The organism is Streptomyces sp. QH1-20, assembly GCF_041283565.1.
Classification (GTDB): domain Bacteria; phylum Actinomycetota; class Actinomycetes; order Streptomycetales; family Streptomycetaceae; genus Streptomyces; species Streptomyces syringius.
This window is the reverse complement of record NZ_CP166299.1, coordinates 7,835,487-7,859,030: the sequence shown is the minus strand read 5'-3', so window position 1 is coordinate 7,859,030 and position 23,544 is coordinate 7,835,487. Positions and strand designations below refer to the sequence as shown.

The window sequence follows — 23,544 nt, the reverse complement described above, 5'->3', positions numbered from 1 at the left end:
CAATCCTGGCGAAATACGAGCAGATCCGGCAAATCGCTCGTTACTCGTGTGGAGTAAGGATTCGGGTGAACTATGGCGATAGAGGGAGCGATTGGGCTACCTTGCGCGACCGGGAGTGAGGGGTTCACTTCGCCGCGGCCGTCCGTCGCGGCGACGGTCCGCTGCGACAAAAGGAGAAGTCCCATGCCCGGTAGGGCTCACATCATCCGCACCGCCGCTGCCGCCTGGGCGCGGCGCGGCGCCGACGTGGCGACCGCGGCCGGAGCGGTCGTCGTCCTGCTCGTGACCGGCACCGTGCCGGGTCACGCCGAGGCGCGGACGTCCGGACGGGCCGTACATGACGCCGTCCGGGCGGGCGGCATCCTGCAGTGCTCCCTGCGGACGGCGCCGCCCGGCATCACGCTGTCGCCCGCCGTCTCCGGTACCCCCCGGCGTGTCCTCGCCCGCGGCACCGTCCATCTGAACGACTGCGCCTCCCCCGGCGGCAGGCGGTCACGGATCCGGTCCGGGCGGCTCGTCCTGAGCGGCAGCGGCCTCGCGAACTGCTCCGGGGCGACGGGCGTCAAGGGCAGTGGCACCGTCACCTGGTACGCGGGGGCGAACCGTACCGGTGGCGTCGTGGGACGGTCCGCCGTGCGGCCCGCCTCCGGGGGCCGACAGGGCTACACCCCCCTCGACTCCTTCCTCGGCGGCAGGGTGACCTCCGGCCTCATGGCGGGCCGCTCGTACTCCGGCACCGCGGTTCCCACCAACGACGTCAGGGGATGTCTCACGCGCGGTCTCGGCCGGGTCGAGGGACGTGGCCGCCTCACCGTCGGCTGACCGCGGACGGGCGGGCGCGGGTGTCAGCGACGGGCGGGCGGCGCGGTGTCAGGCGCCGCGGCCCGTCGCGGTACCGGCACCGCGGGCAGTCGGTATTCCGCGCAACTGCCGGGGATCCGCACCCCGGCGGCGCGCAGTTGGTCCAGTCGGCGGTGGTAGGCGGCGCCGCGCAGGAGATGGTCGGCGATGGTGGTGACGTGACGGTGCTCGGGGGCGGCCAGTGCGCTGTCCGCGGTCCAGTCGTTGAACGCGCCCATCGCCGGGCCGCACCAGATCTGCCAGTCCTCGGCGCGGTCGTCCACCCCCGCCGTCGCCCATCGTGAGGCCATGGCCAGGTACCAGCGGAAGACCAGGGCCATCCGGTGCTTGGGGTCCTGCCGCGCCCGGGCGAGCCGATCGGGGTGATGGGCCTTCAGGTAGTCGGCGGTCTCCTGCCACACCCGGTCCACGGGCATCCCGAAGGTCCGCTCCAGCCTCCGCCCTTCGACGGCGGGCAGGGCATCCAGGCCGGGGTGGTCGTGGTACAGCCGGTACAGCCGCCCGGCGCGGCTCGGGAAGCGGGTGCCTTGGCCGAGGACCTGCACGGTGACGCCCTGCTCGAACATGTCCGCGGCCGGTGCCATGACGCAGTCGGCCAGGCCCGCTTGGGCCAGCAGCCGTTTGACGGCCGGTGAGGTCCCGGCTTCGACACTGGCCTGGTTGACCGAGCCGGTGACGACGTAGTCCGCGCCGAGGGCGAGTGCGGCGGCGACGGCGCGGGGCGTGCCGATGCCGCCGGCCGCGCCGAGGCGCACCGGTTCGCCACCGGGGTACGGTCGGCCGATCCGGTCGCGCAGCCGCGCGACGGCCGGGAGGAGGACGGTCAGCGGCCGGCGGTCGGTGTGGCCCCCGGAGTCGGCTTCCACGGTGATGTCGTCGGCCATCGGCACCGTACGCGCGAGCGTCGCCTGTTCGGCCGTGATCTCCTCGCGGGCCAGCAGCTCGGCGACGAGCGCGTCGGGTGCCGGCCGCAGGAACAGCTCCGCGGTCTCGGGGCGGGAGACCTTGGCGATGACCCGGTGCCCGGCGCGGAGACCGCCGCCGGGGCCGGCGCCCAGCCCCGTGAGGCGGAAGCGCACCAGGGCCGGGGTGAGCTGGACGAAGGCGGACGCCTCCACGCAGCGCACACGGTGGCGCAGACAGAGGTCCACGCAGGTCCGTTCGGCCTCCGGCGCCATGGGGCTGTGGATCAGGTTGCAGGCGTACGGCGCGGCACCGAGCCGCTCCCGCAGCTGTCCGAGCGCGGCACGCAGCCGGGCCTCGGGCAGACCGGCGGCGCCGAAGGAGGCGAGGTGACCGGCGCGGGACAGCGCGACGACGAGGTCCTCGCCGGAGATGCCGCCGGCCATGGCGCCCGCCATGTAGGCGGAGCGCACCCCGTGGTGGCGCGCGAAGGCGGCCGAGCCGAGGCGGTGGGGCGGCAGCGGGCCGGCCGCGGCGAGCAGGGTGGTGGCGGAGCCCGGCGCGGGACGGTCGTGGGTGGCGCCCACGCGCCCGCCGACGGCGACGACGTAGCACGGCAGGTCCAGTGCGGAGAGGACCGCGTACACACCGTCCGCGTCGTGGTGCACGGTCATCGCGCGGCCTCCCGCCCCGCCCCGGACCGGACGGCCAGGGCGATGTTGTCCACTTGGTGGATCCGCAGGTCGTCGCGCCATACGCTGCCGTCGGCGAGCACCAGCAGCCTGTCGTGCTCCCGCCGCACCTCGCGGAGGTGCACCTCGCCGCGCATCCGCCGGTGGTGGCGCAGGATCTGGCCCCGGTAGGACCATCGCAGTTCCTCGCCGACCGCGAGGGCGAACCGCGGGCTCGGCAGATGGTCGACGAGTCCGGTGTGCACGGCGCAGGCCTGTACGGCCTGGAAGAGCATCTGCACCCCGACCGATCCGGGCAGCACCGGGTCGTGGGCGAAGTGCCGGTCGAAGAACCAGTCGTCGTCGCGCACCGGTTTGTCGCACCACACGTAGCCGGCACCGTGGTCACCGCCTCCCGGCACCACCACCACGTCGTCGAGCAGGGCCAGCCGGCCGGTGCCCACGCGCGTGCCGTGCCGCGGGTCCGGCCGGAGTGCCCCGGCCGGGCGCCCGGGCCGGCGCTCCAGCCACGGCGCGACATACCTGCCGCCGTCCAGGCCCTGTTGGGCCTGGAGCACCTCGGCCGTGAAGTAGCCGTGCGTCGCCTCGCCGGCGCAGAACGCCGCACCGCCGAGGCTCAGCTCGAAGTCACAGCGCTCGATCACCGCCCCCGGGAGCGGCGCGGACGAGCGCAGGACGCAGTCCTGACCCACCGTCATCGCGCGGGGGTCCACCTCGCGGAGCAGCGTGGCGCGGCCGTCGAGATTGCGGCACACGAAGTCCTGCTCGGGGTACTCCCACGCCGTGCCGGACAGCCCGCCGAGCAGGCCCAGGGGCTGGAGCGCCATTTCCATCAGCGCGAACGGCGGCACCCCGGCGGCACCGCTCTCCCGGCAGTACCAGGGGTCGGCCGGGACGTCGTACTCGGCGGTCAGCCTGCTGCCGGCCCGGTCCGGTGCCGGTCCGGCCTCGGTACGCGTGCAGCGGTCCAGCATCCTTAAGTCACCGCGGGGCAGCCGGGGACGGGCCGGGGTCGCGGTCGGCCGGGCGCCGTAGGCGGCGAACACCTCCGCCTGATCACCTTCGGCCATCCACGCGAGGTGCAGTTCGTCGAGCACCGCCCGGCCGCCCGACGCCGACCTGCGGCAGCCGGTCCGCCCCGGGTGGGGCGTGACGTCGGCGCCGGGCCGCTCCCGGACGGTCACACCGATGTCCCGCAGCCGGGCCACCGTCCGCCCGGCCGCAGTGACCTCGCAGTCGGCGACGACGTACGGACGGGGTGCCAGACCGAGTCCGGTCACCTCGACCGTGAACCGCAGGGCGTTCGCGTGCGCCGCGGCGGGGTCGAGCACCTCGATCGTCATGGGGCGGTCGACCGAGGGGACCACCCGCGCCCCGGGCAGGCACAGATGCAGGCCCTGGTGGAAGGCGTGCACCCGCAGGGCTTCGGTGGCCGCCGCTGCCAGCCGGGGCCACACCGGCGAGGTGTCACGGGCGGCCTCGGCGCACGCGACGAGCAGTCCCTGACCGTACGGGCCGCCGCCCGGCTCGACGGCGATGTCCTCCAGCAGGCGGGCGGGCCATCGCTCGGGCAAGGACTCCGGCTCCAGGCCGCCTTGGTCGAAGGCATCACCGAAGACACCGGTGATGTCCCCGGCGGCGAGCGCGTCGAGCCCGCGGGCGGACAGCCGACGGACTGCGGTGCGCGCGAGGGGCCGGAACTCCGCCGGAACCTCAGGAACATGACGTCGCGTCGGTTCTGGCTCCGGCTGGTCCGGCGCGCTCCGCACGATCGAGGCGACGATCCGCCGGTCACCGTCGAGGACAAGGCAACGGGGACCCCCGGCGCCGGATCCGGCGAGACGGGCATGGAGCTCGGTGGGTTCCGCCGGCACCTGCCCCCGCCAGCTCACCTCGTACACGCCGGGCGCGGTGGCGTCCGGCAGCCGGGCCGCCGCCGCCCGTAGCACCGCGAACGGGCCGCCCAGCCGCGCCCAAGCGCCGGGGTCGTCCCGCGGCCCCGGGAACACACCGGCCCCGGCGAGGAGGGCCTGCCGGGCGCTGATCGCCCGGTGCGCTTCGAGCACGGAGGCGTGCGCGCGCTGCACCTGCCGCGCCATACGGCGGGCCGGCTCCATCGGCGTGGACCGCTCCGGCGGCACGGCCGTGCCGCCGATGCCGCCCGGCGAAACCGCGTCGGACGCGCCGCACAGCTCGGCGAGCGGGATGCCGTCGAAGCCGAGCGCGTCCGTCGTTCCCGATCCCGTCATGCCCCCTCCCCCGCGGACGTCCGGCGGCCGCGTGCGGTCATCCGGTCCACCATCTGTTCCTTGCTGAGCCCGACCAGAGTCAGCCCGGACCACCGCTGGTGAACGAGCCCGTCCGGGGAGCAGGCGGTGACCGTGCAGCGCACATCCAGCGCGGTCGCCGACTCCAGTTCCGCGACGACGGCGAACGGCGCGTCGTCCGGGAGCGGTGTGAACAGCTCCACCCGTTCGACGCTGACCGGTGCGCAACTGTCCCCGTGGTGCCGGCGCCCGAGCAGGGCCGCGGTCTGGAGCAGCAGATCGGCCGGGCCGGGGCTGTAGAGCCGGCCGGCGTACGCGCCGTGGGCGAGGAGGTGGTCCGGCAGCCGCGCGGCCAGGACGAGCCTGTCGTCGTCCTCGGCCAGGACGTCGCGCAGTCCGCGCAGCGTGGGGCCGTGGAAGAGGAATCCTTCGGCGTAGGCGGGGTGCGGCTCGTCCGAGATCAGATAGGGCGGCAGTTCGAGGCGCGGGGCGTCGGGGGCGCGATCGGCGCACCGGAATCCGCCTTCGTACCGCGTTCGCGTTTCCTGGTCGTCGTCGAGGGTGTCCACGGTCACCCGGGCGTCGGTCTCCGCCGCCTCGGGGTCCGGCATCACACGGATGACGGCCCGCTCGGGCTGCGATCCGTCGAAGTACAGGCCCCGGCGGATGCGGAATCCCGTGCATTCCACCACCGGCCGGGCCCCGGCCCGGGCGCTCTCCACCGTGTGCAGCCCCCACCCGACGGCGGCGGTCATGGGCATCAGCGGCGCGCCCGCCCAGCGGTGGTCGCGCAGCATGGGTTCGCGCTCCAGTCCGGTCAGCGAGCGCAGTGCCGTGAGCCCCTGGTCGGGCAGGCTGTCGGACCGGCGGAACAGCGGGGTGACCGGTCCGATGACGACGACTTCGTCCGCGTCGCTGTCGGGGCGCATCTGGCCGAGGAAGTAGTCGCATCCGGTGTCGCGGGACAGTACGGGGATGCCCTGCTGGCGGAAGATCTCCTGCACGGGGGCGGCCATGCCGCCTTCCCACGGGCCCCAGGCGATGGCCGTGACCCTGCAGATGGGGTGGGCCGCCTTGAACGCGCAGGCGTAGCGGTTGACGGCTTCGTTGGCGAGCGCGTAGTCCGACTGCCGGACGTTGCCCCAGATGCCCGATACGGAGGAGAAGACCACGAGGTGACGGAGGTTTAGGGCATCGAGGGCGTCGAGCACGTGGTGCAGGCCGGACAGTTTGGTGCCGATCACCCGGGCCACGGAGTCATGGGTCTTCTCGGCCAGGGGCGAGTCGCCGAGGGCTCCCGCGGCGTGGATCACGCCGGTGATGCGCGAGGCGTGCGGAGCCAGCGCCTGTGTCACGGCGTCGGCGTCGCGGAGGTCCGCCGCCAGATAGTCGGCTTCGGCGCCTCGCGCCCGCAGGGCGTCGAGGACGGACCGGATCCTGCGTCCGGCCAGGATGTCCTGGACCTGCCGGTCGGTGCGGGCTCGGTGCCGCGGGTCGTCGGCGTCGTCGCCTGCGGCGCGCAGCCGCTCGGCGAGCGCGTCGCGGAGCGCCTCGGGCCCGTCCAGCTCCGCCGCCCATGCGGGTTCCCCGGTGAGCGGGGTCCGGCCGAGCAGCAGGTAGGAGCCGCGATGTTCGGCGGCGAGGGCTTCGACGCACCACGCGGTGATGCCGGAGGCGCCGCCGGTGACCAGCAGTACGTCGCCGGGGCCCGGGGCCGCCGTCTCCGGCGGGTGCGGCAGCAGCGGCTCGGGAGTGGTCGACAGGACAGGGGCGCGACGGCGGGTGGCCTCCCCTCCGCCCTCGCCCACTCCCACCTCGCGGACGTCGGTGGCGCAGTCCGCGATCTCCGCCGCGAAGGCTTCGCCGACGGTGTCGGCCGGCAGGTCCGGGGCGAAGTCGAGGGCACGGCAGAACAGGGGCGCCGATTCCAGGGCGAGCGTCTTGACGAGGCCGCCGAGTCCACCGGCGAGGGCCGCCACCGGGTCCTGGCCGGATCCGGCGTGGCCGAGGGCTCCGTCGAGCCGGGTGGCGGTGACGAACGCGGCGCGCGAGCCGTCGCGGGCGGTCTCCTCCAGGACGGGGAAGGTGTGTTTGGCCACCAGAACGGCATGTTGCAGCCGGGTGACGAGCTGATCCGCCGTCATGCCGGGGTGGCGGTCGACGGGCAGGGCGCACAGGTCGATCCGCGCGGTGGCCGTCAGGACGTCGGCGAGGCGGGCGGCCAGTGCCGTCTCGGTCCAGTCCGCGAGGGCCCAGCTGTCGTCGCCGGCCCGGTCGGTGCCGGGGAGCGTCAGATGGCATGTGCGCCAGCCGCGGGTGCGCAGGGCTGAGGCCATCGCCGCGCAGAGCTCGCCGCCGTCGTCCAGCAGCAGGGCGCACGGCCGGTCGGCGTAGGCATCGGTGAGAACGTCGACGGCGGGCAGTTCGCGAAGCGTCACGAAGGCCCGGTCGAGTGGCATGACGTCGGACCGTCGGAGTTCGGGGCGCGAGCCGCTGAGCATCCTCCGGAGCATGTCGGTGAGTTCGCCGACCGTGCGGGCCTCGGTGAACCGGAAGAGTTCGTCCCGGGTGATCACGGGATAGCGGCGCCAGATCTCCGCGGCGATCTCCACCTGTTTGAGCGAGTCGATACCGAGGTCCTCCTGGATGTAGAGGTCCGGCTCGATCATGTCGACGTCGTAGCCGGTCTTCTCCGCGACCACCTGGCGGAAGACCAGTTCCATCTCTTCCAGGTCCGCGTCCGAGAGGTCCGCCGGGGGCCCTGCCGCTCGCGCCGGCCCGTCCTGGTCGGCCATGAGTTCCGCCAGTGCGGAGGTGCGGGGCGCCGGTGGCCGTGGGGTGTCGACGGTGGCGCGGGGGCGCAGCGGTGGTTCGCCCGCGGGGCGGGGAACGAGCGGGGCCCGGGAGTCCGTGGCGGGCCAGGCCTCCTGGCCGTCGGGGGGCATGCTCAGCAGCCGGGTGACGACCTCGCCCGCTCGGGTGTGCGCTTCTCCCAGCGCGATGCTGTGTTCCGTGATGGCGTGGACGGCGGCGGCGAGCGACTCGTCCACCCGCCCGTCGACCGTGCCGGCCGCCAGCAGACCGGTGAGCTGTTCCGTGGTGTCCAATTGCCCGTTCAGATAACGGACGTGGGCGGCGAGGTGGTCGGCGGCGGCCCGGGACAACGGGTCGGTCCCGGCCGGTACGGATGGCCGCGGGGCACTCTGGTGCTCGGGGAGCCGAGGGGGTGCGGGCGGGGGTTCGTCGACGTGTGCCCGTCGGGCGGCCTCGCAGGCGAAGTTCGGGCCCTCCAGCAGGCGGGCGACGTTCGAGGCCGGTGGACGTTGCGGGCGTGCCGGGGCGTCGTAACGGTTGATGTCCGCCAGCGGCAGCCCCAGCACGGCGAGTCTCAGCGCGGCGTCCTTCAGGGCCACCGCGCTGTCGCCAGCGCCGCCGAGGTCACAGGCGACGGCGCGCGCGCCGCGCCCGCCCAGGGTCCGCTCCACCAGCCCCGTGAGGGTGCGTCCGGGGCCGAACTCGACGAAGACACGGACGCCGTCGGTGTGCATCTCCTCCAGGCGCGCCGCGAACTCCACCGGGTGGCGCAGTTGTTCCACGAGGGTGCGGCGGTTGGTTTCCGGGTCGGCTCCGTACGTCGCTCCCGCGGTGTCGGCGTAGACGGGCAGGGCCGGTGCGGCGAAGTCCACGCCGGCGCAGGCCGCGCCGAAGGCGTCGAGGGCGTGCTCGACGAACCTGGTGTGGAAGGCCGCGGCGACCGGCAGCCGCTGTACGGGCACCGACCGCCCGGCGCACCACCGCAGGAAGTCCTCGACGGCCGCGCTCGGGCCGCCCACCACATGCTCGTCCGGTGCGTTGCGGCCGCACACCACCAGCTCGGGGTGGTCGGCGAGCAGCTGCGCCATCCTGCTGTCGGGGACGCGCAGCGCGGCCATGGCGCCGGGGTCGGTGCTGCCGGGCGGCGGGGACTGCATGGCCAGGCCCCGGGCCCGCGCGAGCGCCAGGAAGGCGTCGTCGTCCAGGGTTCCGGCGGCCCAGAGCGCGGTCAGCTCGCCGAAGCTGTGGCCCAGCACCGCGTGCGGGGCGAACCCCAGCTCGGTCAGGAACCGGTACTGCCCCATGGCCAGTGCGGCGATGGCCGGCTGGGCGTACGCGGTGCGGCGCAGGCGCTCGTCCGCGTGCTGCTTGTCCCGGGCTCCGGGCGGTGGGAAGACGGTGCGTGCCAGGGGGTCGCCGGGCGGGAAGAGGGCGCCCGCCGCGTCGAAGGCAGCGCGCACGGGTGGTACGTCGAGCAGGGCCCGCAGTCCCATGTCCACGTACTGGCTTCCCTGCCCGGCGAACAGCGCGCCGATCTTGGTGCCGGGTGGCAGGGCGGTGCGGCGGTAGTGGATGCCCCGGGCGTGGTGCCATTCGTCGTGGCCGAGGTTGTTGCGCAGTTGGTCGATGGTGGCGGTCAGCAGCTTGGCGTGGTGCTCGTCGTCCTTCGCGACGTACCCGACGCGGGCGTGGGCGGCGGGTACCGGCCCGTCGTCGGGTGCCCCGCCGTTCTCCAGCAGGACGAGCAGTTCCCGTGGGGTCGGTGCGTGCCACAGGCGGGCGCCGGGGGTGCGGTGCAGGACCCGTCGTTCCGGTCCGGCCTGCCGGGGGCGGTGTTCCTCCAGCACAGCGTGGTAGTTCACCCCGCCGAAGCCGAAGGCGGAGACACCCGCCCGGCGCACCGGCCGGGCCGGGTCCCGGACCCAGGGCCGGGCGGTGGTGTTGAGGTAGAGGGCGCCGTCCTCGCGGGCCGCCGGGGCGCTGGGGCTGGTGATGTTGATGGTGGGCGGCAGCAGCTTGTGGTGCAGGGCCAGCACGGCCTTGATCAGCCCGGCGGCGCCGGCCGCCGCCTTGGTGTGCCCGATCTGGGATTTGACGCTGCCCACGGCGACGTAGCGGCTGTCGTCGGGGGTGGCCAGCAGTTCACCGAGCGCCGTCAGCTCCACCTCGTCACCGGCCGGGGTTCCGGTGCCGTGGGCCTCGATCAGCTCGACGGAGCGGGGGTCGCAGTCGGCGTCGTGGTAGGCGCGCCGCAGGGCGGTCAACTGTCCCTGGCCGCAGGGGGCGTAGATGCTCTTGGCGCGGCCGTCGCTCGAGCTGCCGAGGCCGCGGAGGACGGCGTAGACCCGGTCGCCGTCCCGTTCGGCGTCGGCGAGGCGTTTGAGCGCCAGCATGCCGATGCCTTCACCGATCAGTGTGCCGTCGGCCTCGGCGTCGAAGGGGCGCACCCGGCCGGTGAGCGACAGGGCGGGGGTCTTGCTGAAGCACAGGAAGGACACCACGGAGTTGTCCGCGTCGCACCCTCCGGTGATCATCAAGTCCGCCCGGCGGCTGACGAGTTCGTCGACGGCGGCCCGCACGGCGGTCAGGGAGCTGGCGCACGCCGCGTCCACGGTGTGGTTGGCGGCGCCGAGGTCGAGGCGGTTGGCGACCCGGCCGGAGACGACGTTGCCGAGGATTCCGGGGAAGGAGTCCTCCGTCCACGGCGGCAGGGTGTCCAGGTACGTGCGGGCGAGCTGACGCGCCTCCGCTTCCGGAATGCCGCCCCGGACCGCGGCCCGGGTGATGGCGGGGGCCAGCAGACGGGCGGCGAGCGGGATGAGGGTGGAGTTGGTGCCGCACACCCCGAGCACCACCCCGGTGCGCGCCGGGTCGTACCATTCGGCCCGCTCGCACCCCGCGTCCCGGAGCACTTCCTTGGCCACCATGAGGCTCAGCAGCTGCACCAGCCCCGTGGAATCGACGGTGTTCGGTGGCATCCCGAACGCGCGGGGGTCGAACACGGTCGGGGACAGGAACCCGCCACGGTGGGCGTAGGTCTTGTCGGGGGCGAACAGATCCGGGTCGTAGTGGTCCTCGGTGTTCCACCAGGCGGGCGGGACGTCGGTGGTGCAGTCCCTGCCCGCCACGATGTTGTCCCAGAACTCGCCGAGATCCCGCGCCCCGGGGAACATTCCGGCGAGTCCCACGATCGCGATGGGGTCGTGGGCGAGCCGACGGTCGACGTCTTCAGTGGGCACCGGTCACCTCGTTCTTCTTCCGCCGCGCACGGCATGGAACAGCCGTCTCCGTTGGCCACTGCTCACTCCAGAGGCGTGGGGCGGCACCGCCTGTCAGTCCAAACGACAATCCGCGCATCGGGACACCGACCGTCGGCCCACGTTCGGGTGACGCGCGAACAGAGGCCCCGGAAACCTCGCCTTCACGTTCGAGGTGGCGGCAGGAAATACGCCCTGCCTAGCGTTCCCCGTGGCCGGCTGCGAAGCCGTCGCCGCCACCACGTGCCCAGGAGACAGCATGAGTACCGAGCCACGCCTCAAGGATCCCGCCGGCCGTGACGAGTCTCCGCGCCCGGGGGGTGACGTCGAGCACGCGGCCCGGGAGACGCTGGAGGACTACACCCTCCGGTTCGCGCCGCGCAGCTACCGCCGCTGGACGCCGATGGTCGTGGCGACCACCGCGATGGGCGGGATCGCGTACATGGCCGACTTCTCGATCGGCGCCGGCATCGGCCTCGCCCACGGCACCGGGAACGCGCTGGCCGCGATCCTCGTCGCCGCCGTGGTCATCTTCGTCACCGGCTTTCCGCTCGCCTACTACGGGGCGCGCTACAACATCGATCTGGACCTGATCACCCGCGGCTCCGGCTTCGGCTACTACGGCTCGGTCCTGACCAGCGTCATCTTCGCCAGCTTCACCTTCGTCTTTTTCGCCCTCGAAGGGGCGATCATGGCGCAAGGACTGAAGCTCGGCCTGGGGGTGCCGCTGTGGCTGGGCTATCTGGTCTCGACGTTCATGGTGATACCCCTGGTCGCCTACGGGATGAAGGCGCTCAGCAAGCTCCAGGTGTGGACGACGCCCCTCTGGTTGCTGCTGATGGTGGGACCACTGGTCTACCTGGTGGCCACCGACCCGGGCACGGTGGACCGCTGGCTGTCCTACGCGGGCACCGACGGCCGGGGAGGAGTGAACACCGCCTCGGTGCTGCTGGGTTCCGGCGTCTGTCTGTCGCTGATCGCGCAGATCGGCGAACAGATCGACTATCTGCGTTTCATGCCTCCCCGGACCGCCGCGAACCGACGCGCCTGGTGGACGGCGGTCGTGGTGGCCGGCCCCGGCTGGGTCGTGCTGGGAGCGCTGAAGCAGGCCATCGGGGTCTTCCTCGCCGTGTACGTCATCACCTCCGTGGGGCCGGCGGCCGCGACGGAGCCCATCCGGCAGTTCACGACGGCGTTCGACGCGATGATGCCCTCGTGGCTGGTCGTTCCGCTGGCCGTGGCGCTGGTCGTGATCAGCCAGATCAAGATCAACGTGACGAACGCCTACTCCGGGTCGCTGGCGTGGACCAACGCCTTCACCCGACTGACCGGGCGCTACCCGGGACGCATGGTGTTCGTCCTGCTCAACCTGGCCTTCGCGCTGGCGTTGATGGAGGCCGACATGTTCAGCTTCCTGAGCCGCGTCCTGAGCTTCTATTCCAACTGTGCCATCGCCTGGGTCGTCACCGTCGCAACCGACATCATCGTGAACAAATACCTCCTGAAGCTCTCCCCGCACGCACCCGAGTTCCGGCGCGGCATGCTCTACGCCGTCAACCCCGTGGGCACGGTCGCCTTCGTCGCCGCCTCCGGCCTGTCGATCGCCATGTACTTCCACGCCCTGGGCGACACGCTCCAGCCGTACTCCCCGGTCGCGGCGGCACTGATCGCCTTCGTCCTCACCCCGCTGATGGCCGTACTGACCAAGGGGCGTTACTACCTGCGCCGCACCACGGACGGGATCGACGAACCCCTGCTGGACGCGGACGGCAACCCGAGCGCCACGCTCTACCGGTGCCACGTGTGCCGACAGGAGTTCGAGCGTCCGGACGTGGCCGCCTGCCGCACCCACGACGCGGTGGTCTGCTCGCTGTGCCTGAGCACCGACAGAACCGGCGACCACGTGCTGCCCGCGTCGTCGGCCGCCATCTGATCAGCGACGTTGCCGTCCTGTCCACGGAACCTCCGGCCCTCCGCAAAGCGTTGACCCGGCGTCGGCCGATGGCAGCGGGAGGGGCACGATGAACGAGTTGACCACCGGGGAGAACCGGGCACTGCCGGACGGCGCCCTGTCGATCCACGTGCCGGGGCCGTTCGACCTGTCGGTGATCGTCACCGACGAGTCGGGCAAGGTCGCGGGCGACGCCGACTTCGTGTTCTTCAACCAGCCGTCCGCGCCGGGCGCCCGGCTGCGCGGGGACACCGTCGCCGTCGACCCCCGGCGGTTGCGGTCCGGTGCGGCCCGGGTCACCGTGGTCGTCAGCTCCGCCGTGCCCGGCACACCGCTCGGCCGGGCGGCGGGCCCCGTCATGACCGTCACGGGCAGCGCCGGGACCGCGCTGCTCCGCTTCACCCCGCCCCGGCCCGCGCAGGAGACCGTGCTGCTGCTGGCCGAGCTCTACCGGCGTGGGGCGGGCTGGAAGCTACGGGCCCTGGGCCAGGGGTACACGGACGGTCTCGCCGGGGTCGCCCGCGATTTCGGCGTCGACGTCCTGGACGACACCGAGCCGCAGCCGACCACGCTTCGGCCCACCTCCGACGAGGCCGACTTCCTCCGGCTGGTCAACGCCGAGCGGGCGGCGGGCGGCGCTGCGCCCGTGGACCTCGAACCCCGCCTGGTCACCGCCGCGCGGACACATGCCGCGGGCATGGCCGCGCACGGCCGCCTCGGGATCGAGAGCCCCGACGGGACCTCACTCTTCCACCGGATCACCGCCGGCGGATACCGGTGTCTGACCCTTGCCGAGCACCTCGTCTCCGGGCCTCGCACCCCGGAGGAGTTCATCGCCTACTGTCTGGCCGGTGCGGAGCGCCGACTGGCGCTGCGCGACCCGGACGTCACCCACGTCGGGATCGGTCACGCCGTCGGTGGCCGCCCCGAGGGCGTCTACTGGACCGCCGTGTGGGCCAGGCCCTTCACCGAGGACGGCCTGGCCCGGCTCGCGTCGGAGGTGGTCACGCTCACCAACGCCGAACGAACCGCCGCCGGGCTGCGGCCGCTTGCCGTCGATCCACGGCTGACCGCGGCCGCGCAGGGCCACAGCGCCGACATGGTCGGCCGTGACTTCTATTCCCACACCACCCCCGAAGGGCGCGAGCCCTGGGACCGGGCCGCCGCCGCGGGGTGCCCGCACCGGGGCATCGGCGAGAACATCGCCTGCGGCCAGCGCTCCCCCGTCGACGTCCTGCGCGGCTGGATGGACAGCCCGGGCCACCGCGCCAACATCCTCACGCCGCACTTCACACACATCGGCATCGGCTACGCCACCGGCAGCCGGGCCGGCACCTACTGGACCCAGCTCTTCGGCGCATCCGTTCAGGACTCCTTGGCAGTTCCCCGCGTCGAGCGCGGCTCACCCACGGACGTCGACCGGCGGTCGTAGCAGGGCGCGGGGCGCCGGTGCGTAAATCTCGCTCGCCGCCTTGCGGAGGGCGTGTATGACGTGGCGTGTTTTCTGACTCGATACCTGGGTGTTCGGTATTTGCACCCCGATGGACAGTGGAGGGCGATCGTCCGTGATCACCACCAGTGCATTCTTCCTGTCGTCGGACGTATCCGACGACAGGGGGCGGTGGTGCGTGAGCATGAATCCCGCCCCTATGCCGACCAGACTACGCATCACCTCCGTGCCCGTCGCCCATATCACTTCAGGCATGGGGATTCCGCCCACCGCAAAAATGGATTCCATATAGGATTTGTATGCGTTGTCGGAGGACAGATTCAGCATCAAGAGCGGCAGCTCGACTATCTCTCTCAGCGAGGCATGCCCAGCACGTGCCAGTGGATGCTCCTGAGGAATGAGGCAATAGAGCGGAGGGGTGGCCAGTTCGATGAACGTCCTCCCCTCGGTGGGGGTGAAGCTGTACGTCACCACCAGATCGCACGATCCGTTGCGCAGCAGTTCGGTCGGCTTGCGCGTGTCATGGAGGTTCACCTTCAGACCCGGATGCGACTTCGCCAGTCCGGCGAGGGCCTCCGGGATGAGGAAAGGGGTGATCGTGCAACAACAGCCGACGTCGATATGGCCTGCGGTCTCGCCCTGGAGTCTGCTGCTGTGGTCCTTGAGGGTGCGGGCCTGAAACAGGACCTTCCGCGCGTCGTCGAGAAGCAGCCGACCGCTCGGCGTGAGCGTGACTCCTTTGGCGTGCTGGCGCGACAGCAATTGACTGCCCAACTGTCGTTCCAGCCTCTGAATGGCCGAGGAGACGGCAGACTGTGAAGCGTGGAGCCGGGCTGCGGCTTCAGAGATATTTCTTGTCTCTGCTATGGTGACGAAATAGAGCAGCTGCGTCAGACTGAAATCCAGTCGATATGTCATGGGGGGTCTCGATTTCTTTGGGCTTGCACAGGGGAGCGGGGAACGATTCCGGTTCATGACGTGCGGGCCGATGATCGGAAGGGTGGCACTTTCGGTCATCGCTCTGCCGGGTGGTGGCGTCCCGGATGAGCGGAGCCGACGGATACCCGCGTTATCGCCGCCGCGAACCCATTATTGACGAAATATCTATCTCGGCGCCGTCGGTTGACATATTCACATCCAAACCCTTGATGGAGCAGCGGGTAATGCAGGTCGGTGAGGGTATCTTGCGTCGCGTGCGCTGAGCGGATGTAACTCAATTCACTGATTCCCCGAAAAGGAAAATACCTGCGCAATGCGTGCAGGCAAAGAGTCCAAGATCGGAATGGCTGGAATGTGACCGCGGAGCCCGCATCCGGCACAACGGACGCCAGGGCGACCCGCGGTGACGTGCTGCTGGGCCGGGGCGGTCGACCGCGCTGTTTCAAGGCGGCCCGTCAGTTCAGCCGCCCAAGCCGCTCGGTGGCGCCGGAAGGGCAAGGCCGCGGCTGTCGCGTCGCGTGGGCGCCGGGCCCCACGGGTCCCAAAGGGATGGCAAATTCAAGGGGAACAGGAGCGTTGTCGCTGGTCATCCAGAGTTCGGGAGAGTCTGGAGCCGGTCGTTCGCGCGGATGACCGCGGGTATCCGCGGCCAGGGGCGGGCAAATTCGGGTGCCGTCGGCGTGCGGTGGTGAGGAACTGGGCGGCGACGGAGAGCAGCCGCAGTCGCGCACGAGGGTTCCGCAGGCGGGGCTTTCCGGACAGGGCAGGCATCGGCGTCCAGCGCAACAGGTCTAGGGTGATTTGGAATGTTTTCCAGCCAGTCCCGGTTCCGCACGGCGTTTCGTACAGGGGCAGATCGCGTGGACCGGTGGCGCGGGCCGCCCCGACACGGGCGGAGTCGGAAGCGGCGTGGAAGACATCGATGTCGCGCTCTGTGCGCCATGCCGGCCGGCTCATCGACCCGGAGGTCCTGTTCACGAACGACCACGTGTCAGCAGCCGGTCAGGAGTGCGGTTGGAGCCGCGCCGGGCGCCTGTCCCATCCGGCCCGGGGCCCGTTCGTCCTCACTGGCAACAGGAGTTTTCCATAGGGTCGTTCATGGTAGTAGTTGATCGTTCGCACATGACCCAAGGAGGACAAACATGGCGCGGAGTGACAGCATAGGCCGCTTAGGAGCGGAGTTCTTCACCCCTGGAAGCTCCTCCTTCACCGAGTTCGTCCAGGCGCACCGGCCGGAGCTGCTCAGCACGGGCGGGCTCCTTCCCGAGGGCGTTCAGGCCGCGCCGGACCAGGTTCCGCACGGCACCACGGTGCTGGCGCTCACCTACCGCGACGGCGTGATGATCGCGGGCGACCGCCGGGCCACGATGGGGAACCTCATTGCCCAGCGCGACCTGGAGAAGGTGCACCCGGCGGACGATTACTCAGCTGTCGCCTTCGCCGGCACGGTGGGCCTCGCCCTGGACCTGGTGAAGCTCTACCAAGTCGAGCTGACCCACTTCGAGAAGATCGAGGGCATCCCCATGACCCTCAACGCGAAGGCGGCCCGGCTGGCCGCGATGATCCGGCAGAACCTGGGCCAAGCCATGCAGGGTCTCGCCGTGGTGCCGCTGCTCACCGGGTACGACCCGACGGCCCCCCTCGGTAGGAGGGGCCGCATCTTCAGCTTCGACGTCACCGGCGGCCCGTACGAGAAGGCGGATTTCCACGCCGAGGGTTCCGGATCCCCCTACGCGCGGGGCGCGTTGAAGAAGCTGTACCGCGCGGACATGTCCCGGCGCGAGGCGGCCCTGGCCGCACTCCAGGCCCTGTTCGACGCGGCCGACGACGACTCGGCCACCGGCGGCCCGGACATCAGCCGCCGGATCTTCCCCATCGTGTCCGTCATCACCGAGGACGGATTCGAGCGGCTCTCCCAGCAGGAGACGGAGGAGCTGAGCCGAGAGATGGTCGAACAGCGGCACCACCAGCCGGACGGCCCGGTCGCCACGTTGTAAGCAGAGCGCGGGACGCCGCAACGCACCGCGGAAAATGCTGCGTTGCGGGTCCCTGCATCCCCGTCGGGCATGGGTGGCTCGACGGAACACCCTCTTCTCCTGACCGCTTGGCCACGGTTGCCTGCTCGGGCCTGGCGGCCGTCTGTCCCAGGGAGTGCCGAAGCCCCGCCGAGGAGCAGCTGTCTCTGCTCGGCCTTGGGGGAACCGGCGGCCCGCCGTCTCGGCGTTGCCCTGGACACGGCGAAGACGTTGCTCAAGAAGTGAACACGACAACGTGTCACGCGCCGCAGCGCCCGTACCCCTGCGCAGGCGCCGGACCACTTCTGGGCCACTCGACGGGACACCGTCCACGCTGCCCGTCCGGAGTCTGCCGTCCAGTCGGCGCGATCCATTCGGTTGTTCGATCCACAGCATCGGAAAAGTGCGATTGAACAGCGCCGGGGACATCGGCATGATCGTTCCAAGAGGTCCCGCCGTGCTTTTCTTCGCGGGAACGGTGGTACAGCAGAGGAACTCCCTTGTTCGCCGATGAGCAGCAGAGTCGCATCCCGTCGGGAATCCGGCGCGAAGACCGCGACCCCTCGCTTCGTCGGTGCCGACGTAAATCGCACACGCCTCAACACCTCTCCCATGGAACGGCACTGCCCGCTCCCAGAAGGTGGATGTGGGGTGCGTGAAAGGCAGCGTTGATCACGCACATTGCTCTCTTCAAGCTCAAGGACGGCGTCGAGCGCAACTCGCCGTCCGTGATCGAGGCCGAGAAGTTCGCCAGGGAGGTAGGGCGTCACGTCCCGGAGCTTCTTACCTGGCGGGTCGGTTGGAATGTGGTCGACCGTGACATCTCCTACGACTTCGCCGTCATCGGGGTGCTACCCGATCTGCCGGCACTGGAGAAGTACCAGTCCAACGAGTTCCATCGCGACGCCGTGGAGCGCTGGCGGTCGATCTCCGACTGGGTGGTCGCCGATCTGAACGACGCCTGACCCATCCGATTCGTCTCGCGCGAGAGACGGCACATCCCCGATTGGAGGATTGGGTGTTCACACAGTACGACCCGGAATCCGCGGCGCTCACGGACGAGCTGCGCAGCCAGTTCGACACGTTCATCGCAGGGGGGTGGGATGCAGACATGCTGGCGTCCCACCAGACCCGCAAGCTGCGCGAGGTTCTCACCTACGTGCGCGCCAACTCCCTGTTCTATCGAGAACGATTGGCGGGAATCACCGGCGCGGACGTGTCCGCGCTGCGGATCGAAGACCTGCCGAGTGTTCCGTTCACCACCAAGGACGACCTGAGGAAAGCCCAGCTCGACATTCTGTCGCGCCCCGTCTCCGACGCCTGGGTCTTCTACGAGACGACCGGTACGACAGGGGCGGCAACACCGTGTCCGCGCACCAACGGGGACACCATCCATAACAACACCGTGCTCACCGCCTATTACCGCGATGTCCTGGCCGCACACGGGGGCGACCAGGTCATCGGTATCTCCGGCCCCACTGAGCTGCACGCCACCGGGGACACCTTCGGGGACGTGTGCCGCAATCTGGGGCACACGGTGGCCAAGATGTGGCCGCACTCACCGGTGATCGGCTTCGAACGCGCCCTGGAGGTCATGCGACTCCTGCCGGTGACCGGGTTGTTCTGCACCCCGGGTATGGCCATGCGGCTCGCGCAGAAGGCGGTCGAAGAGGGCCTGGATCCCCGGCGTGACTTCTCACTCGATGTCCTGATGCTCACCGGCGAGTTGATGTCCCCCAGTCTGCTGGAGAACATCGGCGTGCTCTGGGGGGCCGAGGCACGCAACGCCCTCTACGCGTCGCAGGAGGCTTCGGTGCTCGCGGCGGCCACCTCCGACGGGGCACTCCGCACCGCCCCGCTGATCAACCTCTACGAGGTGATCGATCCCGAGACCCTTGATCCGGTGCGACCCGACACCGACGGCGTACGGTACGGCGAACTCGTCGTGACGAACCTCTACTCGGGTGCGAAGCCGCTCATCAGGTACCGGACCGGTGACATGGTGAGGATGACGGACCCCGCACCCGGTGCCGCCGTGCCGGCACCGGCGGTGGAAGCGGTCGGGCGGGTGCGCGACCGGCTCCTCCTCAACGGCCACCTCGTCAACGGATACGACCTCGAGGATCTGCTGCTCCGCCGGTTCCGCGGCTACCAGGACTACCAGATCACCGTGGCCCGGGACGAGCGCGGCAGGGATCTGCTCTCGCTGACCCTCAAGGCCGATCCGGACCTTCACCGCGACGACATCGGGCCGGCTGCCGGGGACTGCCTCGACGCCCTGGACACCCCTTTGACCGTCGGGTTCGGCACCCCCGGCCCCATCACCAGCACGGGAGCCATGGTGAGCTGGAAGGCCGCGCGGGTCGTGGATCTGCGTACGGATCCGTCCGCCGAGAACAGCTCGGCCGAGTGCATCGCCGCGACGAGGGCATGATGGCTGCTCAGGCCAAGGCCACTCCATCGGCGCTCGGACTCGGCGAGTGGGCCTACGACCGCGGTGAGTTCGTTTCCGCGACCGCCCGGAGACTGCCGCTCTCCACGCAGGCCCTGCACTACGGAACGGGTGCGTTCGAGGGCATTCGCGCTTACCGCTCGGACTCCGGGCTCTTCCTGTTCCGGGCGCGCGATCACTACGAACGGCTGCTGCGCGCCTGCCAGGTCCTGCGCATCATCGCCGTACCGAGCGCGGTCGACGAGCTCATCGACATCACGGTCGAGCTGTTGAGGCGCAACGGCCACGAGGGGGACACCTATGTGCGGCCCCTGGCGCACAAGCTCTCCCTGCTGCCGAACACTCCCCCCGGCGTGTCACTGGCGGGTGTGTCCGACGGGCTGTCCATCACCACGTTCGGTTTTCCCTCGGGGGGAACCGTGCAGGGAACACGCTGCGCGGTCAGCTCGTGGCGGCGTCCGCCGCGCGACACCCTGCCCGCCCAAGCCAAGATCGCCGGTGGCTATGTGACCAGCGCTCTCGCTTGTGACGAGGCTCGTGCCGCCGGATTCGACGACGCCATCCTCCTGGACCACACGGGCAACGTCGCCGAAGCGAGCACCGCGAATGTCTTCGCCGTTCTCGACGGCCGCATCGTCACCCCTCCCGATACGGGCGATCTCCTGCCGGGCATCACCAGGGACACCTTGATCACCTTGTGCCGGGAGTCCGGCACGGAGGTCGTGGAGCGCGTGCTCAGTCCCGCGGAGCTGTTCACCGCCGACGAGATCTTCCTTTCCTCCACCGGCAAGGGCGTGGTCTCCGTGACCTCCCTGTCCGGGAGGGATATCGGAAGCGGCGCCGTCGGCCCGGTCACGGCCCGGGTCGCCGCGCTCTACGACTCGGCCACGCGATCCACCGCCGGAGCTCATCCCGAATGGCTCACGGCGGTGGGCACCGACGGGGACTCGAAGGCCGGCGGCCGGACCGTCGGAGAAGTGCCCCGGGGCTCCCGCACCCGGACAACGCCAACTTCAGGGAAACAAGGATGACGCTGCTGAGCTTCACCACGCTCCTGCCCCCCGGTTCGGACGGGACCTCGGCCGTGGGCACGCTCGGGCCGCCCGGCACGAGCAGCGAGGTGGCCGCGACCCAGTTCGCCCGCAGATCCGCGGGGCCCGACGGCCCGGCGGCCGCTGTCCGTCTGTTCGACACCTATGAGGAGGCGGGTGCCGCGTTACGCGCCGCGGACGTGGCGCACGTGGTGGTGGCCAACGCCTATAAGGCGATCAACCACTTCTACATGGACCCGGCCTTGGAGCTCACCAACGTGTTCGTGATGGACACACCGCTGTACGGCCTCGCCGTGCGCCGCGGAGCGACACCGGTGCCGGACTCCCCCACGATCGCGACGCATCCCGCGCCCGAACCGATTATCGCGCAACTGCTGTCGCGCAAGCACACCACACACAAGGTGCTCCACTCCACCTCGACCAGCGCGGCAGCGCGTGCCGCCCTGGACGGCACGGCCGACCTCGCGCTCACCACCGGGCCGTGCGCCGCACTGTACGACCTGGAGTTCATCTCGCGGACCAGGCCGATCCGCATGGTGTGGTCGGTGTTCGCCAGGTCGGTGCCGGACGGCTCGGGCGCATAACACAGGAGAGAGAGTGAAGGAGATCCCATGCTGCTGTTGAGCGGAGATCAGGTACGGGAGGCATTCCCGGTGGCGGAGGCGTACCGGGTGGTGGCCGAGGTGATGCGCCGCTACAGCGGGGGCGACGTCGTCCAGCCGGTGCGCACCGTGCTGGCGTCGGGCCGGGACGCCTCGCTCTTCGCCACCATGCCGTGCCACGTCACCGGCGAGTCCGACTCGGGCTACGGTCTCAAGGCGGTGCTGCACGCCCCCGGCAACAGCGCTCGCGGCCTGCCGACGCACGTGGGTGTGGTGGTGGTGTTCGATCCCGAGACCGCACAGCCCCTGGCCATGATGGAGGGGGCGGCGGTGACCGCGCTGCGGACGGCCGCAGCCTCCGCCGTGGCGACCGATGCCCTGGCTCGGCCCGACGCCGGCGACTTGGCCCTGATCGGCGCCGGCACCCAGGCGCGCAGCCATCTTCTCGCGTTGAACGAGATCAGGCGCATACACCGGATACGGCTCTGGAACCGCGGCCGCGTGCGGGCCGAGGAGTTCCTGAAGTGGGCGCGTACGCAGGTCGACGTAGACGTCGAGCTGGTGAACACGCCCGCCGACGCCTTGCGGGGCGCCGATCTGGCGTGTACGACGGTGGACACGACCGATCCCGTGGTGCGGGCGGAGGACCTGGCCGACGGGGTCCATGTCAACGCCGTCGGTTCCTCCGTGCCCGGCAAGCGCGAACTCGACTCGCACGCGGTGGCGTCCTGTTCGGTGTTCGTGGACAGCCGGGAGGGTGCCCTGCGTGAATCCTCCGAGATCAGCGGTCCGGTCGAGGAAGGTCTGGTACCAGCCGACCGGCAGCTGCCCGAGATCGGCGAGGTACTGCTCGGCAAGCACCCCGGCCGTACCCGTCCCACCGAACGCACGCTCTACAAATCGCTGGGGATGGCGGCACAGGACGTCGCGTCCGGGTTTGCCGTCGTCCGTGCCGCGCAGCGGCTCGGTATCGGCACCGTGACCGACTTCGCCTGCTGAAACCCACCAGGATCCAACCGGAAGCAGAGTCCTTCACATGACGGCACTACTGATCGGCAATGTCGGAGTCATCGGCGACGAACGGCGCATGGCGGAGTACCGCGCGAAAGTGCTCCGCACACTGGAGCTGTTCGGCGGCGGGTTCATGATCCGTGGCGGCGAGTTCGAGGCGCTGGAGGGCGACTGGAAGCCCACACACCTTTCGGTGATGGCGTTTCCGACGGCGGACCACGCCCGCCGCTGGTACGCCTCGCCCGAGTACCGCGCCATCGTGCCGCTCCGCGACGGCACCCACATGGACCTGATCCTGGTGGAGGGCGAGTGACCCCGCGGCCGCGGCACGACCTCCGTCGAAGGGACACGGCTGAGCCGTCCGGCCGGCGCACGCGTTCCTTCGCACAGGTCGACGTGTTCGCCGAGACGCCCTATCTCGGCAATCCCGTCGCGGTCGTCCTGGACGGCGACGGAGTCTGCGATCAGGACATGGCCCGGCTCGCGGCATGGACCAACCTGTCCGAGACGACGTTCGTCGTCTCGCCCACGTCCGACGAAGCCGACTACGGGCTGCGCATCTTCACACCGGGCGGGGAGATCCCGTTCGCAGGCCATCCCACACTCGGCTCCGCCCACGCATGGCTCGAATCCGGCGGCGTCCCGAAGTCGCCGGGGAAACTCACGCAGGAGTGCGGGATCGGGCTGGTCGAAGTACGGCGATCCGGCACCGGCCTGAGTTTCCGCGCCCCCGAACTCCTGCGTGGCGGCCCTTTGGACCCGGCGCACCTCGACCGCATCGCACGGGGGCTGCGCATCGACCGGGAGCGGATCATCGGCCACCAGTGGGTGGACAACGGCCCGGGCTGGGCCGCCGTCCAACTGGCCGCGGCCGAGGAGGTGCTGGCTCTGGATCCGGACGAGTGGCACATGCGCGATCTGATGCTCGGCGTCGTCGGCGCCTACCCCGAAGGTTCACGCCTGCGGTTCGAGGTGCGCGCCTTCGCCCAGCCGGCCGGTGTGCGTGAGGACCCGGTGACCGGAAGTCTGCACGCCGCCATCGCCCAATGGCTCATCGGCACCGGCGCTGCCCCACGCTCCTACAGGGCGGGGCAGGGCGCCTGTCTGGGGCGCCAGGGCGTGCTCACCGTCGAGGCTCACGGCGGCGAGGTGTGGACCGGGGGCGAGAGCGTCACGTGCGTCCGCGGCACCGTTCACGTGTGATGCCGGACCCATGGGCACCACCAAAGGACTCGAGCGCCTGCCCGGACTGCGGCTCGCCGTCCCTTTCGAAGAGAT

Annotated in this window: 15 protein-coding genes; 11 read left to right on the top strand and 4 right to left on the bottom strand. The window is 70.9% G+C overall.

Annotated features, from left to right (window positions below; all coding sequences use genetic code 11):
- Positions 1–183: 183 nt before the first annotated feature.
- On the top strand, positions 184–822 hold the full coding sequence (locus AB8O64_RS34460) for a hypothetical protein (RefSeq protein ID WP_370423596.1): 639 nt from the start codon (positions 184–186) through the stop codon (positions 820–822).
- Positions 823–845: 23 nt separating this feature from the next.
- Here the strand turns inward: AB8O64_RS34460 and AB8O64_RS34455 are convergent, their stop codons facing one another.
- Genes AB8O64_RS34455 through AB8O64_RS34445 form a run of 3 tightly spaced genes read right to left on the bottom strand, consistent with a single transcriptional unit; the run spans position 846 to position 10,776 of the window.
- Positions 846–2,438 carry a PfaD family polyunsaturated fatty acid/polyketide biosynthesis protein gene (locus AB8O64_RS34455; RefSeq protein ID WP_370423595.1) on the bottom strand — a complete coding sequence of 531 codons (1,593 nt, stop codon included), beginning with the start codon at positions 2,436–2,438 and terminating at the stop codon, positions 846–848.
- On the bottom strand, positions 2,435–4,705 hold the full coding sequence (locus AB8O64_RS34450) for a 3-hydroxyacyl-ACP dehydratase (protein ID WP_370423594.1): 2,271 nt from the start codon (positions 4,703–4,705) through the stop codon (positions 2,435–2,437). The genes AB8O64_RS34455 and AB8O64_RS34450 overlap by 4 nt, the downstream gene beginning before the upstream one ends.
- On the bottom strand, positions 4,702–10,776 hold the full coding sequence (locus AB8O64_RS34445; protein WP_370423593.1) for a beta-ketoacyl synthase N-terminal-like domain-containing protein: 6,075 nt from the start codon (positions 10,774–10,776) through the stop codon (positions 4,702–4,704). Before AB8O64_RS34445 ends, AB8O64_RS34450 begins: the two co-directional genes overlap by 4 nt.
- A gap of 277 nt (positions 10,777–11,053) precedes the next feature.
- On the opposite strand from AB8O64_RS34445, the gene AB8O64_RS34440 reads away from it, so the two are divergent.
- On the top strand, positions 11,054–12,727 hold the full coding sequence (locus AB8O64_RS34440) for a cytosine permease (protein WP_370423592.1): 1,674 nt from the start codon (positions 11,054–11,056) through the stop codon (positions 12,725–12,727).
- 88 nt (positions 12,728–12,815) lie between these two features.
- Positions 12,816–14,177, top strand: coding sequence for a CAP domain-containing protein (locus AB8O64_RS34435; protein WP_370423591.1), 1,362 nt, complete (start codon positions 12,816–12,818; stop codon positions 14,175–14,177).
- Here AB8O64_RS34435 and AB8O64_RS34430 read toward each other — a convergent pair.
- Positions 14,148–15,113 carry a LysR family transcriptional regulator gene (locus AB8O64_RS34430; RefSeq protein WP_370423590.1) on the bottom strand — a complete coding sequence of 322 codons (966 nt, stop codon included), beginning with the start codon at positions 15,111–15,113 and terminating at the stop codon, positions 14,148–14,150. The two genes, AB8O64_RS34435 and AB8O64_RS34430, sit on opposite strands and share 30 nt — an antisense overlap.
- Before the next feature lie 1,163 nt (positions 15,114–16,276).
- Here AB8O64_RS34430 and prcB point away from each other — a divergent pair.
- From prcB to AB8O64_RS34390, 8 genes are all read left to right on the top strand, one after another.
- On the top strand, positions 16,277–17,131 hold the full coding sequence (prcB, locus tag AB8O64_RS34425; protein WP_370423589.1) for a proteasome subunit beta: 855 nt from the start codon (positions 16,277–16,279) through the stop codon (positions 17,129–17,131).
- 686 nt (positions 17,132–17,817) lie between these two features.
- Complete coding sequence (locus tag AB8O64_RS34420) at positions 17,818–18,114, top strand: Dabb family protein (protein WP_370423588.1); 297 nt, start codon at positions 17,818–17,820, stop codon at positions 18,112–18,114.
- Positions 18,115–18,167: 53 nt separating this feature from the next.
- Entirely contained in the window at positions 18,168–19,583 is a 1,416-nt protein-coding gene (locus AB8O64_RS34415; protein WP_370423587.1) for a phenylacetate--CoA ligase family protein, read from the top strand.
- The gene (locus tag AB8O64_RS34410; RefSeq protein ID WP_370423586.1) at positions 19,580–20,632 is read left to right on the top strand and encodes an aminotransferase class IV; all 1,053 of its coding nucleotides are present in this window, start codon (positions 19,580–19,582) and stop codon (positions 20,630–20,632) included. Before AB8O64_RS34415 ends, AB8O64_RS34410 begins: the two co-directional genes overlap by 4 nt.
- The gene (locus AB8O64_RS34405; RefSeq protein ID WP_370423585.1) at positions 20,629–21,237 is read left to right on the top strand and encodes a hypothetical protein; all 609 of its coding nucleotides are present in this window, start codon (positions 20,629–20,631) and stop codon (positions 21,235–21,237) included. Before AB8O64_RS34410 ends, AB8O64_RS34405 begins: the two co-directional genes overlap by 4 nt.
- 27 nt (positions 21,238–21,264) lie before the next feature.
- Positions 21,265–22,254, top strand: coding sequence for an ornithine cyclodeaminase family protein (locus AB8O64_RS34400; protein ID WP_370423584.1), 990 nt, complete (start codon positions 21,265–21,267; stop codon positions 22,252–22,254).
- 37 nt (positions 22,255–22,291) lie between these two features.
- Positions 22,292–22,579 (top strand): DUF1330 domain-containing protein, encoded by a 288-nt coding sequence (locus tag AB8O64_RS34395; RefSeq protein WP_184738121.1) that lies wholly within the window; start codon positions 22,292–22,294, stop codon positions 22,577–22,579.
- Positions 22,576–23,469 carry a PhzF family phenazine biosynthesis protein gene (locus tag AB8O64_RS34390; protein ID WP_370423583.1) on the top strand — a complete coding sequence of 298 codons (894 nt, stop codon included), beginning with the start codon at positions 22,576–22,578 and terminating at the stop codon, positions 23,467–23,469. The genes AB8O64_RS34395 and AB8O64_RS34390 overlap by 4 nt, the downstream gene beginning before the upstream one ends.
- Positions 23,470–23,544 lie beyond the last annotated feature (75 nt).